This window comes from Streptomyces sp. NPDC044061 (genome assembly GCF_056434305.1).
Map to the genome: position 1 here is coordinate 1 of NZ_JBWKFL010000076.1, position 26918 is coordinate 26918.

Genomic DNA, 26918 nt, shown 5'->3' on the forward strand with positions numbered 1-26918 from the left:
GCCCGGTCCGTCCCGCTGCTTGCGGCAACGAGAAACATGGTTAGCGCCCGCCGAAACCCCACGCAAGAATGTGACGTACTACCCAACAACGTAGAGATGTCCGTAATTGGCAATTTGGTGGGCTTTCATCCTGCTAGGGGCGGGATGCCTCTACTACCCGCGGTAGGACGTGACCTACCTCCTGTGGGTGGCATCACGCTTCACGCCCCCATCCGGCTACTTCCAGGCCCTGACCACAGCGGTCGGGGTCCTCACCGGGTCAAGCACCGGGCGCCCCTGTCCACGCCGCCGACAAGAACAGATGCACCGCCGCAGGATCCGGAGACGCCTAGGATCCCGTTGCGCCCTACGCGGCTTGTCCCGATCCGAGGGATTCGCGTCCCCCGCATCGGTATCCCGCAGGGCGCGGTCCGCCTTTGAATGAGGGTGCGAGAGACGGGGAGTCGGTGTCGGGGCTGAGACCGGCTCCCCATTCTCGGGCGGGCGATCTTTCCAGCCGGCCCGGCCGATGGCTTCCGGACCGGAGGGCCGTATGTCCGGGACACCAGGCTGAAGAGGAAGCCTCTCCCAGTTGCGGCGCGGGTGTCGGCACATAGTCGTGCGGATGAGCCGCGGCGTCGACAGGATGATCCCGCCCAGCCCAGACTGTTCGACGACGGTGAGACCGTGAGCCCCAACGCCGGGGCCGGACGCGTTACCGCTCACCCGGTCACGGCATCGCGCGTCCTGCCGCAGTCCGCCAAGACCGCGGCGGCCCGGCACTGGTGGGCACGGAAGCGGCGCAGGTACGACCGTGCCATGGGGCCCGGCGAAACGCCCCGGGCAAACGCCCGCATGTTGCGTACGCCAGTGTTGTAGCCCAGGGCAAGCAGTTCTTCGCGCGTGTAGCGGCGCACGTGCCGCTCCGGAAGGCTCCGGTCGAGGTCCTTCAGATGCAGGGCCGCCACGTGGATGGCGAAAGCAGGGTCGTCGCGGAGGTCGTGCCACCGCCTCGACAGGCCGTGCGTCCGCCGAACCCGCTCGAACGTCGCACGGTGCATATTGGCCAGGCCGAAGGACGCGCCCGGTTTCCACCACTGCCACAGCCGCTCCAGCAGCGGATGGTGCGGCTTGTACGCCTCATTGTGGAGCACGCTCAGGACCAGCGCGGGGGACACTCCGGTCTCGCCGGCACTGCGCACCACAGACGCGGCGTAGTCGGCCGGATCGTAGCTGCCGGGCCGCAAGGGTGGCGTCCGGACGTCACCGCCGTTCTCCGGTGGGGACTGTTCCTTTGACGCTGCCGTCGATCGCTCGGCCATCGCCCGTTTCCTCCCCTCCTACCGCCCGCCGCCTCCTGCGCGCAGGGCCTCCACCGTCCTGAGGTGCGCATGCCCGCGCGCCCCGGCCTCAATCCGCCGTGCAGCCCCCACGGTTCCGCATCCCTGAGCGCACGGCACACCGCCACGCCCTGTCCCCGGCACCTGCAGCTGCTCGCCGTCGACCAGCGGACGGCAGGCTGTTCCGTACCCTGGCGGCATGCGCATGCGCCCCACTCTGAGCTGGACCCCTACCGAGGACCTGCCGCCGGGCACCAGGGACCCGGAGCCGGTCGCCGATGCGCTGAGCACCGGCAGGGTGCTGGTGCTCAGCGGGGCCGGTATCTCGACGGAATCGGGTATCCCCGACTACCGGGGCGCGGGCGGGAGCCTGAGCCGGCACACCCCGATGACCTACCAGGACTTCACCGCCGGCGCTCAGGCCCGGCGCCGGTACTGGGCGCGCAGCCACCTCGGCTGGCGCACCTTCGGCCGTGCCCACCCCAACGCCGGGCACCGGGCCGTGGCCGCGTTCGCCCGGCACGGCCTGCTCGCGGGTGTGATCACCCAGAACGTCGACGGCCTGCACCAGGCCGCCGGCAGTGAGAGCGTCGTAGAGCTCCACGGAAGCCTGAACCGGGTCGTCTGCCTTTCCTGCGGTGCCTTCAGCCCGCGCCGCGAACTCGCCCGGCGGCTGGAGGAGGCCAACCCGGGCTTCGAGCCGATGGCCGCCGGCATCAATCCGGACGGGGACGCCGACCTCACCGACGAACAGGTCGGGGACTTCCGCGTCGTGCCCTGCACGGCCTGCGGCGGCATCCTCAAGCCCGACGTGGTCTTCTTCGGCGAAACCGTTCCGCCGCAGCGGGTCGAGCACTGCCGCAACCTGGTCCGCGAGGCGGCCTCGCTGCTGGTCCTGGGCTCCTCGCTGACGGTGATGTCCGGGCTCCGGTTCGTCCGCCAGGCGGCCCAGGCCGGGAAGCCGGTGCTGATCGTCAACCGGGACCCGACCCGCGGCGACCGGCACGCCCTGACCCGGGTCGCACTGCCCTTGGGAACGGCCCTCACCACAGTGGCCGGCCGGCTCGACATCCCCATCGACAGCCAGGCGGCGGGCTAAAAGGACCGCACCTGTCCATAAGGGGGACATCCCGACCGCCGCAAAGTGCAACGTCCTGGACTCCGGAAGCCTGGGCGGCATGGGTGCGGGGCAGCGCGCCCACGTCCCCCTTCACGCGGCGCTGCACCGCCGCTGATGAAGGACGCCGAGGCCACCACGTCCTACAACGACACTGGCTTCCGCTTCGTCAGCGCGGACCCCGTAGGGGCCGTGCCCCGCCGAGCCCACGGATAGCGCCGGGATCTGCTCGGACCCGATGAATCGGCCCGTCGCTGGTCCCGGGAGCCTTGCGGGCAAGTACTACGATCTCGTAATATCCGAAAGCGTGAAATCCGAATTCGTTCCACCCGCGAGGTCGGCGCTGCTGGCCCTGCAGCGTGCGACCCACGCCACCTTGCAGCTGATCTCCGCCGAACTCGTCGACCTCGACCTGACCACCTCCGAGATCAACGCCCTGGCCAACCTCGCCGACGGTCAGGGCCGCACCGTGTCCCAACTGGGCGCCGCTGTCGGCGCCCGGCCGACAACGCTGACCAGCGTGCTGGACCGGCTGGAGCGACGGGGCCACATCACCCGCGGCACGCGGGCCGGCGATCGGCGGGCCGTGCTGATCGAGCTCACCGACTCCGGGCGCGTCGCGGCCGCCGTGATCGCGCAGACGCTGGCCGATCTCGAGAACCGCGCGCTCGAGGGCCTGCCCACAGAGGCGCTCGCCGGTTTCCACGCCGTCCTGGACGCCCTGATCAAGGAGGGGTCATGACCGCGCACGGCCACGGCACACGCACCGGTCACACGGCGCATCTGCACGCGCTGCTCCGGGTAGTGACCGCCCCGGCCGAACGACTCCGGCGTCACCTGCGCGGTGGCCACAGCGCGCACGAGGAACCCTCACCGTTCGCGGACCTCATGGCAGAGGTGATGGCCACCACCGAGCGGTTCGGGCACCGCCAGCACGTCCACCTGACCTGGCTGGCCGTGCGGCGCTACGGCACTGCCGCGGCGGTGGAACTGGTCAGCGACGGCATCCAGCGCACCGCTCGCTACGCAGGTGCCCCACAGAAATACAACGCCACCGTCAGCCGGTCGTGGGTCGAACTCGTGGGTCACCACGCAGGCCAGGCGGACGCCTCCGACTTTGACGCCTTCGCCGACCAACACCCCGCGCTACTCGACAAGAAGCTGCTGACTCGCCACTACCGCCCCTCGACGCTGGCAGGCACGCCGGCGAGGACCGGCTGGGTCGAGCCCGACCTCGCGCCCTTCCCCTGGCAGCACACCGAAGGGTGCTGATCGACAACGGCCCTCCTGTCTCGACTGAGACCCACGCCGGGAGGGCCGTTCAGCGCGCCGGGCGTCGAACGGCAGCTTGCCGGAGGTGAGTTGGCGTGCCCGGACCGCAGCGGATTCGTGGGCCGGCGACGACGGTGCGGGAGGCGCTTCGGGATGCTCACGGTGCCCACCTGGCCACCGCTGTCCTCGACCGGCTCCTCCAGCACTGCGAAGTGATCTCCATCAACGGCCCTGGCTACCGGCTGAAGAACCGCCCCGCTGCTATAGACCTCGACACCGACCGGCCTGAGCCGTCGCCTTCTCACCGGCCCTACTCGTCGAGGAACTGATACGCCCCGCTCGGGACTCCGATCGACACGGTGCCGTCGCGAACCTTTGATGTGCCCTGCAGGATCCGGCTGCGCTCCGGGGCAGGGGTGCCACCGTTGTGCAGCCAGGTGGAGACGCAGCCGGCGGTGCCTGCGAGGTCGGGGGCGGTTGCCGCCAGGTGCGGTCCGAGGTGTCCAGTGCAGCGCACTGGGCTCATGCCACAGCGATGCCATCGCGCATCATCTTGCTCAACACTGCCTGTTCGGGAAGGCGGAGTTCGTCAGCGATACAGGTCAGGCTGGACTCATTCAGAATGATCGCTGCGCGGTGTTGCTGGGTATTCTTCAGTCGTGCCATGCGCAAAGCATCGAAAGGATTATGGGTAACGTCGCACGCGACAGCGGGAGCGTCGGGGTTGGAGGACTGGCCACTGCCGCGCTCTTCGCGTAGACGTGCCGCATGATGGGCAACGCTTTCCCAGAAATCCCGCTGCCGGGCTGTGCAGGACCGGTTTCCGGAAAGTGTTTTCGTCTCAATCACCAGACGATTTACTTCCAGGCATATCGCGCGTGCAAGGTGCTGGTCGTTCAGCGCGGCGACTGCAGCCGCGGAGGAAGCCGTGCGGGCAGTCGCGTCGTCCGCCTCCAACTGCGCACTCTGTGTGGCCGGCAGCGTGAGCCAGAGCAGCAAGCGCGCTGCCCCGGCCAGTGCCGCTCTTGGGATCCACAGCAACCACTCGCTGGTCCGGGCCCGCCTGTCGAAGCGCCGTGCTCCGGCTGCCACATCGTCCGCACGCCAGGCATAAGCATTGGCATGCCATGAGATGGTCGCATTGCCGTTGGCTCGGAGTGTCTCCGACCCGGCAGTCAGTGACTCGAGGGCCATGGCGACGAATACGCGAGAACGGACGTTGTGAGGAGCCGTGCAAGCCAGCGCATGGGCCAGAGCGGCAACACGTTGCTGAGGCGGGTAAGCGACCCAGAGCGGGAGCCCGAGAACAAGGCAGCGCTTCCGGCGAAACCCGTAGTGGGTAACGGTAACCGAGAAATCCGGACTGAACTGGACCGCATCGAGTCGCCGTACTCCGCCGGTGTCCGCTATGTCGTCCAATAGCTGAAACAGGGCCGGGGCATCTGCCTTCCGCAGCGTGGGCAGGTCAGGATTCAGCCGTCCGGGGCATGGGCGCAGCGCAAGAGCCAGGCCAAGCAGCACCAGACCCACCAGGGGCTGAACGACGGTCCGGAACCCGAGAACGATCAACAGCAGGCTGCCGATGAACAGCGCCGCCGCAACGAGATGGACCATGCCGGCGACGATGTACGCGACTGCTGTCCTGATTCTGACGCGGGCAGCGCTCACCGGTCGATTGTGATGGTCACGTTCCACATGCTCCCCCTCGGCGGTGAACGGTCGCTGCCGCTCGAACAGGTGCCGATCCGACCATCGCGGCGGAGCAAAGAGCAAGCGGTCTGAGCAACATCTGAGCCGCCAGGGTGCGCGGGCCTGGCATTCGTAGCGTTGGTGCAGTCGTCTGGGGTCGGCCAGCCATGGCATGGTCCGCTCGGCCGCCCAGCGGGGTGGTCAGGAATACGAATGTTTCGGCACTGGATCGAGACCCGGAGAGCTGATTCTCTGTCCCCACTCCCGACCGGGCCTAGACCTGCCGCCCAAGGAAATTCAGCAACCTGGTCTGGGCGTCCGCATCGACGGCTGAGGCAATCTTGGTCCCAAACGCGTTCGGGATCCGAATATCGTCGTCCTCGGGCAGTAGGATTTCTGTCGCCACAGACACGGCTTCAGCATCCAATACCTCGTCCTGCCCGGTTGCACGCGCGAGGTCCCACGTGTGAATCAAGGTGTCGGCACAGGCCATCCGTTTCACGAATTCCTCGAACGGGATGGAGTCGAACTCTTCACCCAGGAGCGTGCACGCCTTCGCCGGGTCACGCAGGGAAGCCTTGATTTCTGCGGATGCCGAGGTCCAAGCCTCAAACAGATTCTCGCCTCTACCAGGTGCGGAATAGCTTGATCCATCCAGACCTGCAGTGGCCCGCCGATGATTGGAAACGACGTGAGCCGCAACGTCCCGGGCCGTCCACCCGGGGCATGGAGAGGGAGCTTCCCATTTTCCCTGTGGACAATTCGCGATGAGTTCTCCGAAGCGTGACGCGATTCGCTTATACAGTTCCTGAACTGAAGATCCCATCGATCCGTCCTTCCGCTTCAGCGGCGCCGGAAGAAATACGACCCACCTGACCCTGCCTGCCGCACTCACGATCCTCTCGCACAAAGACCATATGACCAGGGCCGAAGACACGCATGACTCGAACGCCGACCGCGGTGCCACCCTCGGCGATCACCGTCCAGGTCCCGTTGCCTGGCATCCCGGCGGGGATCAAGACTGACGCCATGCTTGGATTCGTCCGGACCGACAACGAAGCCCTCGTCTCCTGTTTGGGCGACACGTGCGCCCCTGGCGCGGACCGGCTTCTTCACCCCGCACTGCAGCACCTGGCTTCCGACCCCGACCCGCACGTCGGAGCCTGGCCGTCGAACCGGTCGGTAAGTTCGCCCACACGGATGACCGTGCCACGCACTCTCAGGTACCGGGGCAGCCCTGTCGACGCGAGGCGAGATCACCGCATGCGGCGGAAGGCGGCCCGGTAGGCGCTCGGGCGGTGGCCGGTGTGGCGGGCGAAGAGGGCGGCGAAGGTGCCGGGGTCCTGGTAGCCGACGGCCGCGGCGACGGCGGCGACGGTGCGGTCGGTGGTCTCGAGAAGATGGCGGGCACGGCGGACCCGGGAGTCCTGCAGATGGGCCAGCGGGCTGCGTCCGGTCTCTTCGGCGAAGCGGCGCAGCAACGTGCGGGTGCTGACCCGGAAGGCGTCCGCGAGCGCGCCGAGGTCGTACCGCTCGGCGAGGTTCTGGTCGAGCCTGCGCATGACCTGCTGGGAGAACTCCCGGCCGGGCTGCGGGAGGAGCCGCGGGTCGACGTACGCGGTCTGGGAGGTCCGCGCGTCGTCGACGAGCGTCAACCGTGCGGTGGTGCGGGCCACGCGGGCGCCGTTGTGTCGGCGGATCAGGTCCAGCGCGAAGTCGTACATGGCGCTGAAGGCGGCCGTGGTCGTCACCCCGGTGTCGGTGACGACCAGGTGCTCGGGCCGCACGTCGGCGTCCGGGCAGCGCCTGGCCAGTTCGCCGGCGTGCAGCCAGGAGGTGGTGGCCCGGCGCCGGTCGAGGAGCCCGGCCTCGGCGAGCAGGAACGCCCCGACGCAGAGGGAGACGACGGCGGTGCCGGCGGCGGCCTGCGCCCGGATCGTCGCGACCTCGGGGGTGAGCCGGGCGAGCCGGGCGTCGAGGTCCGTGTCCGGACGCAGTTCGAAGCCGGGGACCACGAGGACGTCGACCTCGCGCAAGGGACGCACGTCCAGGCTCGCGCCGCCCGAGGCGGTGACCCGGCGGCGGGGCGAGACGACCGACACCCGGTAGCCGGGCGCGTCCGGTCCGGCGACATGCCCGGCCATCGTCAACAGGTCGGGGACGCCGAACACTTCGGACGCGAAGCAGTCCGGGTAGGCCAGGACCCCGATCCGTAGTGCACCCGGCCCGGCAACGGGACTCCCACCGTGCTCCGCCTGCTGTGCCGCCTCGGTCATCGCTCCCGGACCCCCTTGGTTTCCCCGGCCCCGGTCGCCGCCGCCCGGGTACCGCTGCCTCCCTCGCGTGTGGCGAGATTACCCCTGGCCTTGGCGATTCCGCCCCTCACCCGACGGCCGCCCCCGGACCAGGCTGGCCCCATGAGCGACGACGATCCGATCACCGACTTCATCCGCCGGAGCGTGGCCGTGGAGGGGGTGGAGAAGACGGTGTACGTGGCCGGGGCCGGACCCGCGGTCGTGGTGCTGCCTGAGATGCCGGGCATCAGTCCCGACGTCCTGCGACTCGCGCGCTGGGTGCGGGACGCGGGCTTCACCGTCCATGTGCCCTCCCTGTTCGGGACGGACGGCGCCTTTCCCACGGCCGAGGGCGGCCGGGAGGTCTTCCGACGCGCCTGTGTCAGCGCGGAGTTCCGCGCCTTCGCCGGGGGCGGCACCAGCCCGGTGACGGTCTGGCTGCGCGGCCTGGCCCGCCAGGCCCACACCGCTTGCGGTGGGCCTGGGGTGGGCGCGATCGGTCTGTGCTTCACCGGCAACTTCGCCCTCACCATGGCCCTGGAGCCGGCGGTGATCGCCCCGGTGGTCAACCACCCGTCGCTGCCGCTGGACGACCCCGGCGGACTCGAACTCGACACGGCGGACGCCGTCGCGGTGCGCGACCGGCTCGACCGCGACGGACTCACCGTCCTCGCCTACCGCTTCGAGGGCGACCGCTGGTGCACGGGGCAGCGCTTCGCCGCCTACCGCGCGCTGCTCGGCGACGCCTTCGACGGGCGCGTGCTCCCTGACAGCGCCGCCAACCCGGCCCCGCCGCCCTTCTTCGCCGACCTGGTCGGCACCCCGCACAGCGTCGTCACCGCCCATCTCGTCGACGAGGCCGGCCACCCCACGGTCCGGGCCCGCGACGAGGTCCTCGCCTTCCTCGCCGACCGCCTGCACCGGCACGGGGACCGGTCGCTGCCCGCCACCTGACCGGGCCCTGGTCCGCCGGACAAGTCGGCAGTCGCCATGACGCAGGGCGGGGCACGCGCCATGCATGGGGAACCTGTGAGCCCAAGCCGCGCTGTGTGTGCCATGGTGCACGCCATGAAGTCCGAATCGAGCAGTCCGGCGCGTCACATGGACCGAGGGCGGTGGCTGGCCGAGTTCACGGACCGCATTCTGGTGGTGTGCCCGCGGTGCGGGGGACGTGCTCTCGTCGTTCCCAGGCCAAACCTTGAGGCACCTCGGTACGTCAGCGAGCTGATGTTCATGCCGCGCCGTCTCGTGTGCGCCGCGTGCGGGGCCACCGACGAATGGGAGGCCGAGGTGCGGGGCGCCGCACTTGTGGGCGCGGTGCTGGGCGGCACCGAAGATCCGTTCTTCCGGCAGCCGTTGTGGCTGCAGTCCCGTTGCGTCGGGCAGATCCTGTGGACGTACAACGACAAGCACATCGAAGAGCTGGCCGCCTATGTCAGCGCTGTGCTGCGGCAACGTACCGCCTCGTCGACCATGGCGATGTTCCCGCGACTTCCCGTGTGGATGAAGCGGGCCGACACCCGCCCCGAAGTCCTGGCGGGCCTTGCGACGTTGCGGGTACTCGCGGAACGCTCGGCACCAAATGAGCGCTCTGATGCCGCGCACCGAAGAGACGATCGGCCGCGTCCGCGCCTCAGTTCGTTCTCTCGAGGAGGGCCTTACTAGAGGCAGTCACGCGGCCATTGGGGCGGGCGGCGCGCATCCGCTGCCGACTGAAAACTTGATCATGTCATGGCACACACGGCTACCCTGTCGGCCGTGGCGATACGACGGCGGACATGGCGGAACGTGGATGGCGAGCGCATCGAAGGAACATGGCGGCACGCCTTCATTCGAAACGGGGCGACGTACTTCCTCACCGACCTGTTGATCTACGCCGACGGGATGGTCGACTGCTGGGGGCTCGTGACGCTGGAGGAGTTCGCCGACAAGCTCTCATCCGGCTGGGTGGCCACCGAGTTGACCGACGGCGCTCGGGCTTCAGCCCATCACCTCGCGTCGTGGAAGTTCACCGAGCCGCGCGTGCGGCTCACCCCCGAGATGCTGCTCGGCGAGGTACGCGACGACATCGACCAACTCAACGGCCGCCCGAACTCCAGGGCGCGCTGCCTGGCCGCCCTGGACGCCTTCCGCAGTCAGCCGACGGAAGACAACCGGACGGCGCTTCGCGAAGCCTACGACGCCATCCCCGAACACCTGCGGATCTACGCCCTCGGCGACCAGGACGCCAAGGACTGGCCGCTGCGGGTGCTGGCAGCAGGCCCCGGGCATCGGGTCGAATGGCGCGGTGCGGAGCAAGTGGTCACCGAAGACATGCATGCCGCGGCTCTGCGCTACTTCACCGATCGAGAGCAGCAGCTCCGGCGTTACGCCGACAAGACATCTACGGAGGACGTGACAGGACCTGTCGAGTCCAGCGTCCTGATCAACCAGACGGTCTTTCCGCGTGGCTGGCCGCAGGATCCGGGCATCCTGGTGCTGCGCAACGAGTTCCCCGCTCCCATCACCGTCGGCGATTCGATCTACCCGACCGTCGCGCACGCCTATTGGGCGCTGGCCGTGACCCACGAGCACCGGCGGACCGAGATCCTGCGCGCCGACACTCCTTATGCCGCGCAGCAGCTCGCCGAGGGCTCCACCCTGCGCGAGGGCTGGCCCGAGGCACGGACGGCGATCATGGCAGACCTGCTGCGGGCGAAGTTCACCCAGCACCCCGGCCTTGCCGAAGTGCTGACGAGCACACGAACATCGCGGCTGATCTACACCGAGGTGGGTTCGACGTTCTGGGGCGAGCACGGACTGCGGGGCGGCAACTGGATGGGACGACTGCTCGAGGTGGTCCGCTCCGAGCTGGCGGTCAGCAAGCTGGACAGGCCGGCATCGTGAGCGCCAGGGCACAGGCCCCTCGGCCCCATGCTCCCCAGGGACACCACGTGTGGCGCGGCGTACGCTCGTGGGCAGGGGACTCGTGGTCGACGCCGTTGAGGTGAGCGGCATGGCCCACCGAGGGCGGGTCGGCGTGCAGGGTCCACCGTCACCCGTCACTCAGCTCACTCATCGGGCTTCTGGTGCTCGTCGCTTGCCCCTCACGGGTTCGTCGCGAGCCGCGGCTCGGACGAGACCGCGGGAGGATCCATGACCGCGCTCGGTGACCTCGTCGAGATCGACGACCGGACCCTGCTGGTCCTCGGGCAGGAACTGCAGGTCGAGCGTGAGCAGCCGGACGTCGGCAACGCCCTCGTGCACCGCGCCGGTGACACTCTGGTGATGGTCGACACCGGTGTCACGGCGCCCTTCCGCGCGGCGCTGCGGGAAGCGACCCACCGGGTCGGGCACTGGTCCCGGGCACTGGTGCTGACCACGCACGGCCATCCCGACCACATCGGCAACAACGACCTGGCCGACGAGCTGGGCGTGCCCGTGGAGCACTACGTCCCGGCCCTCGAGGTCGGCCAGATGCGGGACCCGGCCGCGTACTGGATGCGGGCCTTCGACCGCATCGCCGGGCTGGCGCCCCTGCCCGCGCCGCCCGTACTGGCCGAGAAGGTGCTGTCGATCTTCCAGCCCATGCGGCCCTTCGGCGCGACGTCCCGGACCTTTGAGGAGCGGCCGCTGGAGCTGATCCGGATCGGCTCGCTTCGATTCACCGGCTGGACCTTCGCCGGCGGCTCGGTCCGCGTGCTGCGCAGCCAGGGCCACTGCGCCGGGCATGTGATCGTGCACCTGAGCGGCTGCGGCGTCCTTCACCTGTCCGACGAGGGCAACGGGCCCTGCGGCGCCATGGCCGACGCCGACCAGCTCAAGATCCAGAGCGTGCTCGGCGCCGTCTCCCGCCTCTTCGAGGAGGGAGAAGCCGCGCTCCTCACCGACGGACACACCTTCGCCGTGCGCCGTGGCGCTGAGGTGTCGGCCTACCTGGACGGACTGCTGGAGCAGGCCACCGCCCTGCAGGCGGCGGCACTCGGGCTGACCACGGAGAACAGTCGGATTCGGCCGAGCGCGTTCACCGCCCGGTTCGCGGAAGCCATCGCTGATCTCGGGATCGGGGGCGCCAACCCGAATGCGATGTTCACCGCCATGACGGCGGTCAACCAGCTCCGTGAGCTCGGGCTACGGCCGGAGTCCGAAAGCGCCGACGCGCCCTGGGCCCGGCCCACTCTGCGATGAGCGCTGTAGTGGAGTCCAAGCGTTCTACGTGGCCCGGCTGAGCGTTGCCACCGAGCACACCGCCACAGCGCAGGTCACGACCGCCACGACAAAAGGTCAGCCACGCGGCCACTCCCCTACGCCCGCACCGGCCCCCGGGGCGGTTGGGGCCGCGCCGCACAGCAGCTGGGCGAGACGGTCGCTGACGTCCGCACCGTAGCGGACCGGCTCCTTGAAGACCAAGGCTCAGGGCCTGGCGAACGAGGTCCACCCCGACAGCGCCAAGGCCGCCATGCACCGTTCCGTGGCGGAGCCAGGGACAGCCGAGGACAAGGACTGACGCGCATCTGGCTCTAGTAGTTCATCGACACCACGACGTACGAACACGCGACTACTGCGACCGCGCACACAACGGCCAAGGCGATCACCGCGCAGCCGAGCAGTCCTGTCGTGCCGGCTATCGCCGCCCAGCCGAACCGTGTTGCGCGCTCGGTCCGCCGCACTGCGTCGTGGTATTCGCTGTCGTCGTACCAGCCGCGGTCTGTCATGGTCACCCCCTCGGCGTCGCACCCTACAACCCTCGGGGGTTGCCGGGGATCGCGCTGATCGAGTGATCGCGACAGCCACGTCCTCGTTGCGTCGGCCCGGCGCTTGCTCGGTGTGGTGTCGTTCTTCAGGTTGTCCATCCGCGACTGGGCAGTCCGTCGACCTGCCCCGGAGCCCGCGCAAAAGACAGGGCGGGGAAAGGGAACGGAGACCACTGGATGGTGAGCCAAGCGGCCGGACTGTTGGCGGCGGGTCGGAACTGGACCTCTGAAGACACATGGCTCCTGGTGGTGGTGGGTATCTCCATCGCCATCGTCGTCCTGCTCATCAGCTGGCTGAAGATCCACGCCTTCCTGGCTCTGACGGTGAGTTCGCTGGCCGTCTCGCTCCTGGCCGGGGAGTCCGCCCAGAAGGCCATCGTCTCCTTCACGACCGGGCTTGGCCGCATCACCGGTTCCGTGGGTGTACTCATCGTCCTGGGCGCGATTCTGGGCCGCATGCTGGCCGACTCCGGCGGTATCGAGCAGGTCGTCAACACCTTGACCCGCATGGTCCGGCCGGAACGGCTGCCGTGGGCGGTCACTCTGGTCGCGGCCCTGGTCGGTCTGCCGATGTTCTTCGAGGTCGGCTTCGTGATGCTGATGCCCCTGGTGCTGCAACTGGCGAAGCAGATCCACTATCCGGTGTTGCGGGTGGGCATGCCGGTCGTGGCCGGTCTGGCCACGGTGCACGCGCTGGTCCCTCCGCATCCGGGGCCGCTGATCGCGATCCAGGCGGTGCACGCGTCGATCGGGCTCACCATGCTCTACGGCCTCCTCGTGGCCGTGCCCTGCGCCATCGTCGTCGGCCCCTTGTTCACCGCCTACATCTGGCCCCGGGTGCCGGCCCATGTGCCCGACTCCGCCTACGCCGCCTTCACAACCCACTTGCACCGTGGGGACCATGGGACCGGGACCGGCTCCGATGCGAGGCGGGCGGAAGGGGCGGCCCCCCACCGGATGCCGAGCCTTCCGGTCACTCTCGGCACCATCCTGCTCCCCATCGTGCTGATGACGCTCAAGGCTTTCTTCGACAGCTTTCCGATGTCCCACGGCCGGCTGTACGCCGTTGTGGAGTTCCTGGGCACTCCGATGATCGCGCTGCTGGTCACGGTGTTCGTGTCGCTGATCACTTTCGGGTATGCGCTCGGATTCAGCCGGCGTCACGTCCAGGCGTCTCTGGCCAAGAGCTTCGCACCCGTCGCGGGTGTCATCGTGATCGTCGGCGCCGGTGGGGGTTACTCGCAGGCCCTGCAGGACACCGGTGTCGATCGAGCCGTCACCCAGGCGGCGGGCGACCTCCATATCCCACTGCTCCTTCTCGCCTGGTCGGTCGCCGCCCTGATGCGGACCATCGTCGGTTCCGGCACCATCGCCACCATCACCGCGGCCGGCATCGTGGGCCCTCTCTCGCACGGCCTGGCGCCCGCTCAGGCATCACTGCTCGCCCTGGCCCTGGGGTCGGGCGCAGCCTTCGCCGGTCATGTCAACGACGCGGCTTTCTGGATGGCCAAGGAGTATTTCGGCACGTCGATCAGCGGCACGGTCAAAACCTGGACGGTGTCCCACACTCTGCTCTCTCTCACGTCCCTGGGCTGTCTCCTGTTGCTCAGCATCGTGGTGTGAGGCGCGGGCGCCCGCGACCACTCACAGTGCCGGTCAGGCGGTCAGGTGCCGTTGCAGCCAGTCGGCCGCGGCACGGCGGAAGAGCCGGCGGTTGTCCGCGCGGAGGAAATCGTGTCCTTCGTCGCGCAGTGTGAGTACTTCGGCGGTCAGACCTCGTTCGCGTGCCGCCCGTACGAACTGCTCCGACTCCCCCGGTGGCACGTTGGTGTCGTGTTCTCCGTGCACGGCGAGCACGGGTGCGCGCAGCGCGTCGATGCGGCTCATCGGTGACAGCGCGTGCAGCAGTTCACGGTCGTGTACCGGGTGGCCGTACTTGTGAGCCGCCGACTGGGCGATCCACGGTTCGGTGCCCTCGAAGAACGTCGCGAAGTCGGACATGCCGCAGACCGCCACGCCGGTGCGGAAGAGATCCGGGTGCCAGACCAGGGACGCGAACGTGAGATAGCCGCCGTACGAGCGGCCCATGACCGCCAACCGGGAGGGGTCCGCCGGACCGGCCAGCACGACGTGGGCCGCGCAGTCCGCCACGTCGTCGAGCGCGGCGAACCGGCCCCTTCCCAGGTCCGCGTCGACGAACGACCGGCCGTACCCGGAGGAGCCGCGTACGTCGGGTGCGAAGACGTCCAGTCCGCGCCCCAGGATCTCGTGGTACAGGGGGTCGAGGACGGGTCGCTCCTGGTCCTCGGGGCCGCCGTGCAGATGGATGACGCAGGGCGCCGGATCACCGGGTCCGCGCCCCGGTGCACGGTAGTACCAGCCGTTCAGCGGCAGTCCGTCCCGTGCAGTCGGACGGAGTGGGACCGGTCGCACCGGCGGGCGGCCGGGGGGAACGGCGTCCTCGTCGCGTGACGACCACGGGGTGCGCAGCAGGGTCACGCCCTCGGGAACCCACCAGATGCCGGGTCGACGGCGGGACCCCGACAGGGCCAGCAGCAGCCGGGGGCCGCCGGCCGCGATACGGGTGACCACTTCGTGGGGCAGGGGCACGGAGCGGGGCGGGCCGGTGGTGGCCCCGCCCGTGCCGGACGGGTCCGTGTCGCGGACCTCGACTTCGCTCATGCCCCGAACGTTCCAGGCGAGCACGGCAGCGCTGCCGTCGCGAGCCCATCGCAGCAGCTCCAGGTCGCTGTCCTCGCGTGTTGCCCCGACGGACCAGCCGCGCGGCTGTCCTTCCGGGTCGAGTTCGGCGGCGAGCAGGACCGCGAACTCCCGGTGGGCGTTGCTGCGCAGCCAGAGGGTGTCCGCGCGGGGGGAGAAACTGCCGATCCACGGGTCGCCGTCGGCCACCGGCATCACGCATGTGGTCTCGTGGTCGGTGGTGCGCAGTACGACCGCCTCTCGGCGGCCACGGGGTCCCCGGCGCAGCAGCACCAGTGAGCCGTCACGGCTGAGATCGCACACGCGGAGGGTCGCGGCGTCCTGTTCGGTGGCGAGCAGGACGGGGGCGGTCACACCGTCGGGGTCGAGGAGGTAGGTCGACAGTCCGTCGCCGAAGCCGGCCGCCGGGGCGGTCTGCTGGTCGCCCGGGGCGCCGATCGCGAGCGTGTCGACCGTCACGGGAGGTGACGACAGTGCGAGTCCGTGGTCCGTGCGGGGTGCCGCACCGAGAAGTTCGGCATCACCCATCCGGGCCTGCCAGTGGTCCGGCAGGAGGCCGGCAACCGGGCCCGGGACGAGGGAGTACGGCTCTTCTGCCGCGGTCTCCGGGACGGGTGCGGCGGTGGGGACCGCGACGGTGACCGCGACCGCCGATCCGTCGTACGCCCAGCAGCCCAGGTAGGCGGAGCTGCCCGGCTCGGCTCCGGCCAGGATGTGCCGGTCGGTGCCGTCGGGTCGCACGCACAGCACTCTTGTGTGCTCACCGCCCCCGGGGGCCGTGGTGTACGCGATCCAGCGGCCGTCGGGCGACCAGGACACTTCCCGGACGGGGTCCGGTCCGTCGTCGAGCAGGCGTACCGCGTCGCTGTCGACCGGCCCCGCCCAGAGCTGGGGTTCGCCGCCCCGGTCGCAGATGAAGGCGACCTGTGTTCCGGTCGGGTCGGCCGAGGGATACCAGCAGCCGTGCGCGATGAGCCGCGTCGTCGGGTCGCGCGGGCCGGCGGCGTCCGGCAGCGGGATGCGGGCGGGCGCGGCGAAGGCCGGGGTACGGCCGTCCGGAGTCGGCGGAGCCGGGCCGCTGCTCTCGGCCAGGTGCGGGCCGACAGCGCGCTCGGTGTCGGGCGTGCGCTCCGTGATGGGCTCCCCGGTCAGATTCCGTGTGTCTGCAGCCATATCTCCAGCAAAGCCACTTGCCACAGTGCGTTCGCTCCGCGCTTCGTACGGTGTCGTTCGGGGTCCGCCAGGAGTTCGGCGACGTAGGAGTCCTGGAAGAGGCCGCGACGCTTCGCTTCGGGGGCGTTGAGTGCCTCGCGCACCCGTCGCAGGACCGGTGCGGACATGTGGGTGATCGCCGGGACCGGGAAGTAGCCCTTGGGGCGGTCGACCACCTCGTGGGGCAGCAGTTTGCGGCCGGCCTCCTTCAGCACGCCCTTGCCGCCATCGGCCAGCTTCAGCTCCGGCGGGCAGGCGGCCGCCAGCTCCACCAGCTCGTGGTCCAGGAACGGCACGCGGGCCTCCAGGCCCCAGTCCATTGTCATGTTGTCCACCCGTTTGACCGGATCGTCCACCAGCATGACATGGGTGTCGAGCCGCAGGGCGGCGTCGAGTGCTGTCTCGGCCCCCGGTACCGCCATGTTGTCCCGGACGAACCTGCCGGAGACGTCGTCCTGCGGCAGCATGTGCGGTTGCAGCATCGCGGCGAGGTCGGCGTGGGAGCGGTCGAAGTACGTTTCGGCATACCGCTCCGGTTCGTCCTCGCGTGCCACGGCGGCCAGCCGCGGGTACCAGTGGTAGCCGGCGAAGACCTCGTCGGCGCCCTGCCCGCTCTGGACGACTTTCACGTTCTCGGCCACCTGCTCGGACAGCAGATGGAACGCGACCACGTCGTGGCTCATCATCGGCTCGCTCATCGCCGCGACCGCCCCGTCCAGGGCCTCCGACACCCGCCGGGAGGGAACGACCAGCTGGTGGTGGTCGGTGGCGAACTCCCTGGCGATCAGGTCGGAGTACCGGAACTCGTCCCCCTCGTCGCCGCCCTCCGAATCGAAGCCCACGCTGAACGTGGCCAGGTCCCGCTGTCCCTCGTCGGCCAGCAGTGCCACGATCAGGCTGGAGTCCAGCCCGCCGGAGAGCAGGACACCGACCGGCACGTCGGCGACCATCCGGCGGCGTACGGCGGTGCGCAGTGCGTCCAGCACCGCGTCCCTCCACTCGCTGGGGCCCATGCCCGCGTGCTCGGGGCGGCGCGTGTACGACGGCTGCCAGTAGCGGTGCTCCTGGTACGTGCCGTCCGGCTCGACGATCCGTACGGTGGCCGGCGGGAGCTTGCGCACCCCCGTGAGGACGGTTCGAGGTGCGGCGACGGTAGCGTGCCAGCTGAGGTACTGGTGCACCGCGACCGGGTCCAGTGAGGTGTCGACGCCGCCGCCCGCGAGCAGGGCGGGCAGCGATGAGGCGAAGCGCAGCCGCCCGGGGGTCTGTGCCAGGTACAGGGGCTTGATGCCGAGCCGGTCGCGTCCCAGGATCAGCCGGCCGGTCCGGTGCTCGACGAGGGCGAAGGCGAACATGCCGTAGAAGTGGTCGACGCAGCCGGTCCCCCACTGCAGGTATGCGTTGAGGACGACCTCGGTGTCGGACGTGGACCGGAAGCGGTGGCCCAGGGCCGTCAGTTCCGCGCGCAGCTCCTTGTAGTTGTAGATGCACCCGTTGAAGACTCCGGTGAGCTCCTGCTGGGCGTCCGTCATCGGCTGATGCCCGCGCTCCGAGAGGTCGATGATCTTCAGTCGGCGGTGCCCCAGTGCCACGGCGCCCCGCGAGCAGATCCCGTGGCCGTCGGGCCCCCGGGGCGCGAGCCGGTCACTCATGCGCTCGACGGCCGCCAGGTCGGGGCGCCTGCCGTCGAAGCGCATCTCTCCGCTCAGGCCGCACATCCGCACCCACCTCCCCGCTGCGCGTACGGGTCGCGCGGGCCGCGCGGCGCTGGGGTGCGCGCGGGCCCGCCCGTCGGTATGTGGCCTGGGCTGGTGGACACGGTGGTGCTTCTCCTTCGCGACGAGAGCGTGTACGGGATCGGGTCGGCGAGTCGGCTGAACCGCTCCTGCGCGCTCAGCGGCCGGGAATTCTCGCCCGCCAGGATCCGGAGGCGTCCGTAGGCCGTCCCGGGGGGGCGAGGTGCCGGGTGGGGCCGGCAACGGCCCGGGGAGGCGAGTGGTCCTCGCTGCGGGTTTCCGCGATCGCCAGATCCGTGCAGGCCAGCAGGTCCTCCTCCATGGCCGCGCGTCGCATGCGGTGGGCGGCGCTGCCGGCCGTGAGCGCCCTCTCGGCGAGTTCCCGTACCGTCTGCCAGTCTCCGGTGGCCTCGAGCGCCGGGTGCACACGTTCCAGCAGGCTGCGGAGGACCTGGGCCGCGGGCGCCTCGTGCCGGCTCCCGGGATCGATCAATGTGCCTTCCAGGCCCGACCGCGCGGCCCGCCAGGCAGCGGCCCGCAGCCACTCGTGCCGGCCCACGCAGGCGGGAACATCCGTGGTTTCCAGGCGCTCACGGGCTTCTGTCACCAGGGCGCGGAAGAGTCCGGCGATCAGCACGACCGTTTCCACGCGGGGGCAGGAGTCGCAGATGCGCAGCTCAAGGGTCTGCTGGTGGGCGGAGGGCCGGATGTCGTAGTAGATCATTCCCGGGTCGCTGATGACGCCGGAGTCGACGAGGCCCTGCACAGCCGCGTCGTACTCGGCGGCGTCGGCGAAGCATCCCGGCGGCCCCGCCGTGGGCCAGCGCTGCCACACCATGGTCCGCCAACTCGCATAGCCGGTGTCGGCGCCCAGCCAGAAGGGGGAGCTGGCGGACAGCGCCAGCAGGACGTGCAGCCACGGCAGCACCTCGCACATGACGCGCACGGTCAGGTCCCGGTCGGGGGCGTCGACATGGACGTGTGTCCCGCAGATCAGCTGTTCGTCGGCGACCATGCGGTACTCGTCGACCATGTGGCGATAGCGGCGTCCGGGGGTGGGGCGTATGTCTTCCGTGCGGGCCAGCGGCACCGTTCCGGCGGCCACCACGGCCAGACCGTGAGCGGCCGCTGCGGCGTCGAGCCGGCTTCTGGCGCTGATGACATCGCCGTACAGGTCCTCCAGGGATGTGTGCACACCGCTGTTCCACTCCACCGTCGCCTGCTGCAACTCGGTCGTGAACGTCTGCCTGGGCAGGCTCTGCAGCACGGTGTCGGCCCGGGGCACGAGCAGGCCGGTCTCCACCTCGACGACGTGGAACTCCTCTTCCACTCCGATGCGAACGGTCACGACACTCCCAGAGATGACGGGCGGACAGCTGACTGTCTCGCCCGAGAACCGACCCGCCCCCACCGGTACCCCGGTGGTGGGCTGTGCACCTCCGACTTCCCGTCTGGCCCATTACTAAGCACGCAACGCTCTGTAGAGACGCTGACATCACAGATGAGCGGCTGCCGCATACGACCACCCTCACCCGAGCGTGCGGGGCCGTCAAACGCTCGATGACCTCGTCGTCGTCCGCGAACGTGGGGGCCGTTGCCTCGCGCTCCCCACCCTGCCCCAGAACCGGGACGTCCGCAGTGGCAGAAGGCCTCGATGCCGGCTGCGATCCGGAGGTGAGGGTGCCGGCACTGCGCCAAGCCGCACCGGCGCCTGTGAGCTGCCTCACCCGGCACCACCTGCTCGGCACGCGAACTGCCTAGCCAGCGGCCTTCCCGCCCGTCCGCCGCCGCTTGTTGGCCGGATACGTCAATAATCTGTCATTGCAGCCAGTACGAGATCCGATACAGGCTGTCACCGTGTTGGAGCGACGTGTTGTTGTGGTGGTGTACGCGGGCGCGATGGCCCTGGACATCACCGGACCGATTGAAGTGTTCGATACCGCGAACCGGCTCGTGGGTCCCTCGGGCACCCCCTACCGGACCGATTTCGTCTCGGCCGACGCACCACTGGTGCGCATGAGTTCGGGGGTGGTGATGGAGGCCTCGCCACTGGAGGCGGGGCAGGGCCCGATCGACACGCTCCTCGTGCCGGGCGGCTGGAGTCTGAACCACGCGCTCCGGGACCGGGCGCTCGTGTCCTGGATCGGCCGGGCGGCGTCCCGGTCGCGCAGGGTCGCCTCCGTGTGCGGCGGATCCTTCCTGCTGGCCGAGGCGGGCCTCCTCGACGGCAGACGCGCCACGACGCACTGGGCGTACAGCGAGGCGATGGCGTGCCGGTATCCGGAGGTGACGGTGGACGCCGAGCCGATCTTCGTCTGGGACGGACCCTTCGTGACCTCCGCGGGCGTCTCGACGGGCATCGACATGGCGCTGGCTCTGGTGGAGGCCGACCACGGATCGGCGCTCGCGCTGGAGACGGCACGTTTTCTGGTGCTGTTCCTCAAGCGGCACGGTGGACAGTCCCAGTACAGCGCCGTCCTCGACGCCCAGTTGGCCGACCATCCGCCGATCCGCGCGGCGCAGGAGTGGATTCTCGACAACCTGGACGGGTCGCTGCCCGTGGCCGAGATCGCGCGGCAGGCCAACATGAGTCACCGCAATTTCGCCCGGGTCTTCCGGCGCGAGGTGGGCATGACACCCGGCCAGTACGTCGAGCGGACGCGCATCGCCCGCGCCCGCGAACTGCTGGAAACCACGGACCTGACGATCAGTCAAATCGCCGGCCGCTGCGGATTCGCCGCCACCGAGACGTTCTTCCGCTCCTTCGGACGAACCCTGGGACTCACCCCCAAGGAATACCGGCACCGCTTTCAGGTCATGTCGCCGGCCGGCCTCATCGACCGCCACCACGAGAGGCAGGGGAGCCCCGCATGACCAGCACGACCTCCGGCTTACGCGAGGCAGAAACCGTGCGCCTGGTCGACCATCTGGCCGGGGAACTGGCCCAGATCGGCGTCACCCACGTGTTCGGCGTCGGCGGCGCGAACATCGAGGACCTGTACGACGCGCTGCATCGCGGCGGCGCGGTCCGCGGTGTCGTCGCCAAACACGAGTTCTCGGCCGTCACCATGGCCGACGGATACGCACGTACCACCGGGCGCCTCGGCGTGGTGGCCGCCACCTCGGGCGGCGGTGCGATGAATCTCGTACCGGGCCTGGCGGAGGCGCACGCCTCCCGAGTGCCCGTGCTGGCCCTGGTGGGCCAGCCGCCGACCGGCCAGGAAGGGCACGGGGCGTTCCAGGACTCCAGCGGCAAGGCGGGCTCGTTCGACGCACGGGAGGTCTTCGCACCCGTCTCCCGGTTCTGCGCCCGGGTCGACGACGCGGACTCACTCACGGAACTGCTGCCCCGGGCGGTCGCGGCGGCACAGGCCGAGCCTCGCGGGCCGGCCGTGCTGTTGCTGCCCAAGGACGTGCAGCAGGCGCGGATCCAGGTGCCCCGGGAGGCGACCCGGGCACCAGGCGGTCCATCCGTGGCGCGGATCGACACGGCCGCCGTCAGCGCCGTCTCGGACGCCTTGCGCGGGGCCGGTCGCGTGCTCGTCATCGCCGGTGAGGGTGTTGCCGCCGCCGACGCGCGCGGGGAGCTGGCCGAACTGGCGCGGCGCCTCGGGGCGTGGGTGGCGGTCACCCCGGACGCCAAGGACGTCTTCGACAACCGTGATCCCCGATTCGCAGGCGTGGCCGGGGTGATGGGTCACGCCAACGTCGAAGACTGTCTGCGGCGCGCCGACCTGTGTCTGCTGGCCGGTACCCGGCTGCCGCTCCTGGCGCGCGGCGGCCTCGACCGGGCCCTGGCCGCCACCGACGTCGTCTGCCTCGGCCCCGAACCGCCGTTCGTGACGGGCACCGCGCTGGGTGGGAACCTGCGGGACGCGCTGCGCGCGGTGACCACCCGGCTGCCCTCGCACCCACGGCCCTGCCCGCCACACGCCGGACCCCTTCCCACAGCCATGCAGGATCCACCGCTTGAGGCCCGGCAGCGAACCGTCCCCCACGCCCAGGCGGTCGCCGCGGTGGAGGCGGCGCTCCCCCAGGACGCGCACGTCTTCGTGGACGCCGGCAATGCGGGGGCCAGCGCGATCCACCTCCTCCCGGCGCCGCGCCACGGCCGCTTCGTGGTGGCGGTCGGCATGGGCGGCATGGGCTACACCTTCGGCGCCGGCATCGGCGCCGCGCTCGCCACCGGCCGACGCACCTACGTCCTCGCGGGCGACGGAGCCTTCTTCATGCACGGGATGGAAGTGCACACCGCCGTGGAGTACGACGCACCCGTCACGTTCGTGATCTTCAACAACAACGCCCACGCCATGTGCGCACTGCGGGAGGAGTTCCTCCAGGGCGGCGTCCGCAGCGACGACCTGTTCGCCCGGACCGACCTCGCCGCCGGAGTGGCCGCCGCCTTCCCGTCCCTCGATGCCACGGCAGCCGCCGACGCGGCGCAACTGCGCACGGCACTGCTGCGCGGCAACGCGGGCGGCGGCCCGGCGTTCGTCGCCGTGGACTGCGACCCGCGGGAGATCCCCCCGTTCCTTCCCTTCCAGTCCTTCACCGCCAAAGCCACCGAGAGCAAGGAGAGTTCAGATGAGCGAGGAGTCGTCCATGTTGGCTGACATCCCCGGTCTGGTCCGGATCGAGAACACCGGCAAGGAGGAACTGACCGCCCACTGTATGGAGCTCACCCACGCGGTCTACCCCCACCATCAGGTCTACGGGCAGTACTGCACCATCCACGAGTACGTCGACTGCCCCCCGGAGCAGGCCTACGAATACCTGCGCCAAGGACACCATCTGGAGGAATGGACCTGCAGCCTGCGGGACTTCGCGCCCACCGGCACACCGGGGCTGTGGGTCGGTCACGACCGGCTGGAGGACGACACCAGGATCTACTGCAAGGTGCTCGCCAACCCCGAGGCCATGACCGTCGACTACCACTGCTCCTGGGACCAGGGCGAGCAGCTGTGGATGATCTACCTGATGCGTGTCGTCCCGGCCGGACTCGTACTCGACAAGCCGGGTTCGGTGATCACTTGGACCAACTGCCGGCACCCCTACTACGACGACAACCCGCGCCCCGACCTGGCTCCGCGCCCGGACCGGCCCTGGGTGGGCGACTACTGGGACCTCTTCTACGCAGGGCACACCCTGGAGATGCGCAATCTCAAGGCCATCCTGGAACACCGCCACCGCAATGGCCTGCCGGTCAGCTCGGCTCCGGTGCGGGCGGTGGCGCGGTGACCACGGTCAGCCTCACCGACGTCGCGAGCTATCTGCCCGGCGAGCCGGTCCCCGCGGAGTTCTACACGGACTACCCGGGAGCCGAGGACAAGCTGCGCAACCACCCCATGTTCAAGGTCCCGCCGTCACGCCATCACGTGACCCGGGACGAGACCAACGCGGACATGGTCGAGCGTGCCGTGCAGCCCCTGATCGAACGGCACGGCAGGGCCGCGATCCGGGACGTCGACGTGCTGCTGGTGCACAGCCAGCTGCCGGACCTGCCGTTCGTGGGCGCCGGAACCCAGGTGGCGCGTCGGCTGGGCCTGAACCCCGAATGGCTCGTCGACGTGGCCAACGCGGGCTGCGCGTCCTTCGTGTACATGGTGAAGCTGGCCCGGCAGATCCTCACCACCACCGACGCGAAGAGCGCGCTGATATGCAACGCGCAAAGCGCCGCGGGGCAATGGTTCACCCAGTCCGAGGTCCGCAAGCTCGCCCAGGCGGCGGTCCCGGGCGACGGGTGCGGGGTGGGGTACGTGACGACGTCGGCCGAGTCGCCGGTCCTCGACGTGGAGACCCGGCACGTCGGCGAGTACGCCGGCGACATGACCCTGGCGGTCGACGACGGCCGCAAGTACTGGGAACCGGGAGAGTCCCAGCTGCGGATCGGGTTCACCGACGCCGGTGTCGCCAAGGTCCTGGCCCGCGGGAACCGCCTCGTGCCCGAGGTGGTGACGGACCTGTGCCGGCGGCTCGGCGTGGCGAGCACGGACATCGACGTCCTCATCACCAACCAGCCCAACCGGACCTTCCTGCGCAACTGGCGGGAGGCACTGCAACTGCCGGCCGAACGGCACCTGCACACCTTCGACGAATACGGGAATCTCTTCGGAGCGGCGATCCCCATCACCCTGGACCGCGCGATCAGCTCCCGGCAGGTGGAGGACGGTGACCTGATGGTGCTCGGGGGATTCGCCCACGCGGGCGACTTCGCCGGCGCCGTCGCCGTCCGCTGGCACGGCGGACGGGACTGAGCCATGGACCTCCCCGTGCTGCACCGGCTCGCCCTGAACGAGAGCCCGTATCCCCCGCTGCCCTCCGTCCGCGAGGCCATGCAACGGGCCGTCGCACAGGCTCACCGCTACCCGCCGTTCCACCCCGACGACCTCACGGAGCGGATCGCCGACTGGTGCCGGATGCCCTCCGACCATGTCACGGTGGGCAGCGGATCGGTCGGCGTGGCCCTGCAGTTGTTCCAGGCAGTGGTCCGGCCCGGCGACACAGTGGCCTACGCCTGGCGCACGTTCGACGCCTACCCCCTGCTGGCCGCCATGGTCGGCGCTCAGCCCGTTCCCGTACCCCTGTCACCGGACGGACACCAGGATCTGGGCGCCCTGCTCGCGGCGCTCGACCACCGGACCCGCGTCGTGGTGCTGTGCAATCCGCACAACCCCACCGGAAGCCTCGTCACCGCGGCCGCACTGTCGGCGTTCCTGCGCCAGGTCCCCCGACACGTCGCCGTGCTCCTCGACGAGGCGTACGTGGAGTTCGCCCGCGACACGACCCTGCCGGACGCACCCGCGCTCGTGGCCGCACACCCCAACCTGCTGGTCCTGCGCACCTTCTCCAAGGCCTACGGCCTCGCCGCCCTGCGGGTCGGCTACGGGCTCGGCGCCCCCGAGCTGGTCGCACGGATCCGCCGGCACCAACTGCCCTTCGGGATCAACGCGGTGGCAACAGCGGCGGTGAAGGCCTCACTGCGGGCCGAAAGCGAACTGCGCCTGCGCGTGGACACCATCGTCGCCGAACGCGAACGGCTCCAGCGTGAACTCGTGTCCGTCGGCTGGCGCGTGCGTCCCGGCCACGCCAACTCCGTCTGGCTCGCCGCGCCCGATCCGATCGACGAGGGCGCCGCGGCACTCACCGACGCCGGCGTCCAGGCACGCCACTACCCCGGAGAGGGACTCCGGCTCACCGTCGGCGACCGGAACGCCAACGACACCGTGGTGACCGCGCTGGCGGGACTGCGCGCGCACCAGAGTGTGTCGGCTCCGTGACGCACGCCACCGCGGCGGCCCGCCGGACGGAAGATGCCTAGACGTCCGGGCGGTCGCCGCGTGTGGCGCCCGCCGATGCGGCCACCACGCACAGCACCGCGATCCACTGCGTCCAGTGCAGCGCCTCCTGGAGCACGATGAGGCCGATGAGGGCCGCCATCGCCGGTTCGAGGCTCATCAGGATGCCGAACACGCGCGGTGGGACCTTGCGGAGTGCTTCCAGATCCAGCGAGTACGGGATCACCGACGACAGCAGTGCCACGCCGAGCCCCGCAGCCAGGACCCACGGCTGAATCAGCGCCGTTCCGCTGTCGGCCACACCGAACGGCACCGCCACCAGTGCCGCGACCACCATGCCCAGAGCCAGGCCGTTGCCTTCCGTGGTGTGGCGGCCCAGCGCCGCGCCGACCAGGATGTACAGGCCCCAGCACGTCCCCGCGGCGAGGGCGAACAGAAGACCTGCAAGGTCGAGGTCACCGCGTCCTTCCATCAGCAGGACCACACCGCCTGCCGCGAGTACGGCCCACACAGCGTCCAGCCAACGCCTCGACCCGGCCAGGGCCACCGCCAGCGGCCCGAGGAACTCGATGGTCACCGCGATCCCCAGCGGGATCCGGGCCAGCGCCAGGTAGAAGCACAGGTTCATCGAGCCGAGAACCACGCCGTAGCCGAGCACCACTGTCCACGTGCGACGACTCATGCGCAGCGACGGTCGCCACGACAGCAGCAGCACCACCGCCGCGAAGAGCAGTCGCAACGAGACCGTCCCGAAGCTGCCGACTGCGCTGAACAGGTGCTTGGCCAATGCCGAGCCCAGCTGAACGCTGACGACACCGAGCAGTACCAGTGCCGTTGGCGGGATCGCGCCGAAGGTGCGTCCGGCCGTCGCGGTCATGGAGGTTCGGGGGGACGGGCCGGGTTCAGCCGTGTCGATGTTCATGATGGCCACGCATGGATTCTCGACGATCGGGCGCCGGACCTCACCTGAATTTCACACGAAAGGGACAGTCCATGGTCGCCCGAGCCCAGTGCAGCACCAGCGACGCCACCACGTCGCCGAACGCGCCGTCGGCGAACGGCAGCCGGTCGCTCAGGTCGACCAGTTAGGGCCACGTCGTCACCGAGCCGCCGCCCGGCCAACGCCGGCATCGCGGCGGCGGCGTCGATGCCGGTGACGACGGCACCGCGGTCGCGCAACGCGGCGGACAGGAGGCCCGAGCCGCAGCCGGCGTCCAGGATCCGACGGCCGGTCACCTCTCCGGCGAGGGCCGGCATCGCGGGCCGCTCGTAGTACGCGTTCACGAGGCTGTTCTCGTTCTCCGCCGCATACGCCTCGGCGAAGCCGTCGTAGTCGTTCACCCGGGCCGGATCCGCAGGTCGGGCGAGACTCTCGGGCATGTCGGATGCGCGTTCCATCGTCGCGGCCTCGTGGTCACATGATCCCCGGACAGGACCTAGTAGGGCTTGGTCAGGTTCACTCGCTAGTGGCGTGTCCGTTTGATCGGATGGGCCGTTGACCGGGTGTGATGGGTGGGGAGTTGGCCGCGG

Annotated in this window: 23 protein-coding genes and 2 pseudogenes; 14 read left to right on the top strand and 11 right to left on the bottom strand. The window is 70.0% G+C overall.

Translation table 11 applies throughout. From position 1 onward, the window contains the following. Positions 1–701: 701 nt before the first annotated feature. Positions 702–1301 (bottom strand): lytic transglycosylase domain-containing protein, encoded by a 600-nt coding sequence (locus AC07CM_RS47220; protein ID WP_478882759.1) that lies wholly within the window; start codon positions 1299–1301, stop codon positions 702–704. Between the two features lie 217 nt (positions 1302–1518). Between AC07CM_RS47220 and AC07CM_RS47225 the strand changes: the two genes are divergently transcribed. From AC07CM_RS47225 to AC07CM_RS47240, 4 genes and pseudogenes are all read left to right on the top strand, one after another. After that, on the top strand, positions 1519–2418 hold the full coding sequence (locus tag AC07CM_RS47225) for an NAD-dependent protein deacetylase (RefSeq protein ID WP_478882760.1): 900 nt from the start codon (positions 1519–1521) through the stop codon (positions 2416–2418). A 325-nt stretch (positions 2419–2743) separates the two neighbouring features. After that, positions 2744–3178, top strand: coding sequence for a MarR family winged helix-turn-helix transcriptional regulator (locus AC07CM_RS47230; RefSeq protein ID WP_478882761.1), 435 nt, complete (start codon positions 2744–2746; stop codon positions 3176–3178). Continuing rightward, positions 3175–3708, top strand: a complete 534-nt coding sequence (locus AC07CM_RS47235; protein ID WP_478882762.1) for a hypothetical protein — start codon at positions 3175–3177, stop codon at positions 3706–3708. The genes AC07CM_RS47230 and AC07CM_RS47235 overlap by 4 nt, the downstream gene beginning before the upstream one ends. A 170-nt stretch (positions 3709–3878) precedes the next feature. Beyond that, positions 3879–4037: pseudogene (locus tag AC07CM_RS47240) on the top strand (ATP-binding protein); the annotation flags it as partial. Here the strand turns inward: AC07CM_RS47240 and AC07CM_RS47245 are convergent. The 4 genes from AC07CM_RS47245 to AC07CM_RS47260 all read right to left on the bottom strand — a co-directional run bounded on the left by AC07CM_RS47245 (position 4019) and on the right by AC07CM_RS47260 (position 7673). Next, a complete protein-coding gene (locus tag AC07CM_RS47245) occupies positions 4019–4234 on the bottom strand; it encodes a hypothetical protein (RefSeq protein ID WP_478882763.1) in 216 nt (71 codons plus the stop codon). The pseudogene AC07CM_RS47240 and the gene AC07CM_RS47245 sit on opposite strands and share 19 nt — an antisense overlap. Next, complete coding sequence (locus tag AC07CM_RS47250) at positions 4231–5376, bottom strand: M48 family metallopeptidase (protein WP_478882764.1); 1146 nt, start codon at positions 5374–5376, stop codon at positions 4231–4233. Before AC07CM_RS47250 ends, AC07CM_RS47245 begins: the two co-directional genes overlap by 4 nt. Positions 5377–5671: 295 nt before the next feature. Further along, positions 5672–6223 carry a TIGR03086 family metal-binding protein gene (locus AC07CM_RS47255; RefSeq protein ID WP_478882765.1) on the bottom strand — a complete coding sequence of 184 codons (552 nt, stop codon included), beginning with the start codon at positions 6221–6223 and terminating at the stop codon, positions 5672–5674. 430 nt (positions 6224–6653) lie between these two features. Beyond that, the gene (locus AC07CM_RS47260; protein WP_478882766.1) at positions 6654–7673 is read right to left on the bottom strand and encodes a GlxA family transcriptional regulator; all 1020 of its coding nucleotides are present in this window, start codon (positions 7671–7673) and stop codon (positions 6654–6656) included. 141 nt (positions 7674–7814) lie between these two features. Between AC07CM_RS47260 and AC07CM_RS47265 the strand changes: the two genes are divergently transcribed. From AC07CM_RS47265 to AC07CM_RS47280, 4 genes are all read left to right on the top strand, one after another. Then, a complete protein-coding gene (locus AC07CM_RS47265; RefSeq protein ID WP_478882767.1) occupies positions 7815–8645 on the top strand; it encodes a dienelactone hydrolase family protein in 831 nt (276 codons plus the stop codon). 114 nt (positions 8646–8759) lie between these two features. Further along, positions 8760–9356: a hypothetical protein gene (locus AC07CM_RS47270; protein ID WP_478882768.1), complete on the top strand. Its 597-nt coding sequence runs from the start codon at positions 8760–8762 to the stop codon at positions 9354–9356. A gap of 66 nt (positions 9357–9422) precedes the next feature. Beyond that, positions 9423–10577, top strand: coding sequence for an NADAR family protein (locus tag AC07CM_RS47275; protein ID WP_478882769.1), 1155 nt, complete (start codon positions 9423–9425; stop codon positions 10575–10577). Positions 10578–10826: 249 nt separating this feature from the next. Then, positions 10827–11858 (top strand): MBL fold metallo-hydrolase, encoded by a 1032-nt coding sequence (locus AC07CM_RS47280; RefSeq protein WP_478882770.1) that lies wholly within the window; start codon positions 10827–10829, stop codon positions 11856–11858. A gap of 332 nt (positions 11859–12190) precedes the next feature. On the opposite strand, the gene AC07CM_RS47285 is transcribed toward AC07CM_RS47280, so the two are convergent. Then, complete coding sequence (locus tag AC07CM_RS47285) at positions 12191–12385, bottom strand: hypothetical protein (protein ID WP_478882771.1); 195 nt, start codon at positions 12383–12385, stop codon at positions 12191–12193. A gap of 216 nt (positions 12386–12601) precedes the next feature. On the opposite strand from AC07CM_RS47285, the gene AC07CM_RS47290 reads away from it, so the two are divergent. Further along, positions 12602–14047 carry a GntT/GntP/DsdX family permease gene (locus AC07CM_RS47290; RefSeq protein WP_478882772.1) on the top strand — a complete coding sequence of 482 codons (1446 nt, stop codon included), beginning with the start codon at positions 12602–12604 and terminating at the stop codon, positions 14045–14047. A gap of 33 nt (positions 14048–14080) precedes the next feature. On the opposite strand, the gene AC07CM_RS47295 is transcribed toward AC07CM_RS47290, so the two are convergent. The 3 genes from AC07CM_RS47295 to AC07CM_RS47305 all read right to left on the bottom strand — a co-directional run bounded on the left by AC07CM_RS47295 (position 14081) and on the right by AC07CM_RS47305 (position 19441). Further along, complete coding sequence (locus AC07CM_RS47295; protein WP_478882773.1) at positions 14081–16318, bottom strand: S9 family peptidase; 2238 nt, start codon at positions 16316–16318, stop codon at positions 14081–14083. Next, a complete protein-coding gene (locus AC07CM_RS47300; protein WP_478882774.1) occupies positions 16294–18075 on the bottom strand; it encodes an N-acetylglutaminylglutamine amidotransferase in 1782 nt (593 codons plus the stop codon). Before AC07CM_RS47300 ends, AC07CM_RS47295 begins: the two co-directional genes overlap by 25 nt. A gap of 175 nt (positions 18076–18250) precedes the next feature. Continuing rightward, the gene (locus AC07CM_RS47305; RefSeq protein WP_478882775.1) at positions 18251–19441 is read right to left on the bottom strand and encodes a carboxylate-amine ligase; all 1191 of its coding nucleotides are present in this window, start codon (positions 19439–19441) and stop codon (positions 18251–18253) included. A gap of 509 nt (positions 19442–19950) precedes the next feature. Between AC07CM_RS47305 and AC07CM_RS47310 the strand changes: the two genes are divergently transcribed. The 5 genes from AC07CM_RS47310 to AC07CM_RS47330 are packed head-to-tail and all read left to right on the top strand — an operon-like array spanning position 19951 to position 25370. After that, on the top strand, positions 19951–20967 hold the full coding sequence (locus tag AC07CM_RS47310) for a GlxA family transcriptional regulator (protein WP_478882781.1): 1017 nt from the start codon (positions 19951–19953) through the stop codon (positions 20965–20967). Next, positions 20964–22706, top strand: coding sequence for a thiamine pyrophosphate-binding protein (locus tag AC07CM_RS47315; RefSeq protein WP_478882776.1), 1743 nt, complete (start codon positions 20964–20966; stop codon positions 22704–22706). The genes AC07CM_RS47310 and AC07CM_RS47315 overlap by 4 nt, the downstream gene beginning before the upstream one ends. Then, positions 22696–23331, top strand: coding sequence for an SRPBCC family protein (locus AC07CM_RS47320; RefSeq protein ID WP_478882777.1), 636 nt, complete (start codon positions 22696–22698; stop codon positions 23329–23331). The genes AC07CM_RS47315 and AC07CM_RS47320 overlap by 11 nt, the downstream gene beginning before the upstream one ends. After that, on the top strand, positions 23328–24347 hold the full coding sequence (locus AC07CM_RS47325) for a 3-oxoacyl-ACP synthase III family protein (protein ID WP_478882778.1): 1020 nt from the start codon (positions 23328–23330) through the stop codon (positions 24345–24347). The genes AC07CM_RS47320 and AC07CM_RS47325 overlap by 4 nt, the downstream gene beginning before the upstream one ends. A gap of 3 nt (positions 24348–24350) precedes the next feature. Next, positions 24351–25370, top strand: coding sequence for a histidinol-phosphate transaminase (locus tag AC07CM_RS47330; protein WP_478882779.1), 1020 nt, complete (start codon positions 24351–24353; stop codon positions 25368–25370). Positions 25371–25407: 37 nt separating this feature from the next. On the opposite strand, the gene AC07CM_RS47335 is transcribed toward AC07CM_RS47330, so the two are convergent. Continuing rightward, complete coding sequence (locus AC07CM_RS47335) at positions 25408–26265, bottom strand: EamA family transporter (protein ID WP_478882780.1); 858 nt, start codon at positions 26263–26265, stop codon at positions 25408–25410. A gap of 130 nt (positions 26266–26395) precedes the next feature. After that, positions 26396–26768, bottom strand: a pseudogene (locus tag AC07CM_RS47340) (class I SAM-dependent methyltransferase); the annotation flags it as partial. Positions 26769–26918 lie beyond the last annotated feature (150 nt).